Here is a 1390-nt window from a genome sequence, read left to right as displayed (position 1 = left end):
CTTATATGGGCGCCTCCCGGATTGCAAGAACTCGTGTGTGTGACGAATCAGGAGGCAGGGCTGCAGTCTTATATTCGGCCTGTTTTGCAGGCTGACATGCCTGCTGGCCCTGATGGCATTCGCTGACGAGATTCCCATCTGAACATCGAGGTATTGCTCCTCTGACGGACTATCGGAGTGTTCTCATCTCGGTCCAACCTGTCTGTCCCATCACACGCGTGGTCGCTTGCTCTCCTTCAAAACAGTTGTTCGATATCGTTGTCAGTGCGAGGCTTGCCACGCCTCTGGGCGCCAGGCTTGGCCGCGCGCCAATACGGCCCAGATCGTTCGTGCGAGTTTGTTCGCTACTGCGGCGACGGCAACGCTGTAAGGCCGGCGCCTGAGCAGTTCGGCCAGCCAAGGCCAAGCTGCAGCGTCCTTCCATCTGAGTACGATGGCACGGGCACCGTGCATCAACAGCGTTCGCAGATAGCTGTCGCCTCGCTTGCTGATGCCCAATTGGCGGATGCGTCCGCCGGTTCCGGTCTGGCGCGGCACCAAGCCAATCCATGCGGCGAACTCTCGGCCATTCTTGAATGCAGTTGGTGTGCCCATGCTGGCGACGATCGCCGTCGCAGTGAGAAGGCCGACACCAGGGATTTCGGCTGCGGCCTTGCACGCGGGAATCTCACGCATCTGTTGCGACAGCCTTCGCTCGATGGTGCCGATATCCGCCTGCAGGCTCTGGATGCGGAACACCTGTTCGTCCAGGCTTTCGGTGAGCATTGCCGGCAATCGAGTCTTTGCTTCAGACAAGGCGCTGGGCAACGCCCTGAGCAACGCGGCATGGCCTTCGGGCAGAACAATGCCGAACTCGCAGAGCAGGCCGCGCAGTTCATTGGTCTGCATGATTCGCATCTTCATGAGTTGGCTTCGCAGTCGATGCAACGAGAGAATGACCTGCTGTGCTTCGGTCTTGACGGGAACAAAGCGCATGCCGGGCTGCTGACTTGCCGTCCAGATAGCTTGTGCGTCGGCTGCATCGGTCTTGTTGCGTTGCACGAACGGGCGTACCTTGCGTGGACTCAACAGCCGCACCTCATGACCGAGTTGAGCCAGAGCGCGGCCCCAGTCGTGCGCACCGCCACAGGCCTCCATCACAACCAGTGCGGCGCTGCGGTTGGCAAACCATTCAAGCAACCGCGCGCGTTTGAGTTGCACGCGTTCGATGCACCCGGTCTCCACGTTGACCCAGTGCAGCTGAAACACCTTCTTGGCAATGTCGACGGCAATGACAGTACGTTCCATGATGGTCTCCGCTTCGGAGTTGACGACGGCGGCGTCAATCTGGCACCACCCGGGTAGCAGCGCAAGTAGCGGTAGGAGGGAGGCGCCCATACCATCTGAACAA

The 1390-nt window shown here is 59.9% G+C and carries 1 protein-coding gene; it reads right to left on the bottom strand.

The features are described from left to right. Nucleotides 1-261 precede the first annotated feature (261 nt). Nucleotides 262-1287, bottom strand: coding sequence for an IS110 family RNA-guided transposase (locus tag DFR41_RS27285; protein ID WP_114805034.1), 1026 nt, complete (start codon nucleotides 1285-1287; stop codon nucleotides 262-264). Nucleotides 1288-1390: the final 103 nt, after the last annotated feature.

This window comes from Pseudacidovorax intermedius, assembly GCF_003350475.1.
Taxonomy (GTDB): domain Bacteria; phylum Pseudomonadota; class Gammaproteobacteria; order Burkholderiales; family Burkholderiaceae_C; genus Xenophilus; species Xenophilus intermedius.
This window is presented reverse-complemented; position numbering and strand designations above follow the sequence as displayed.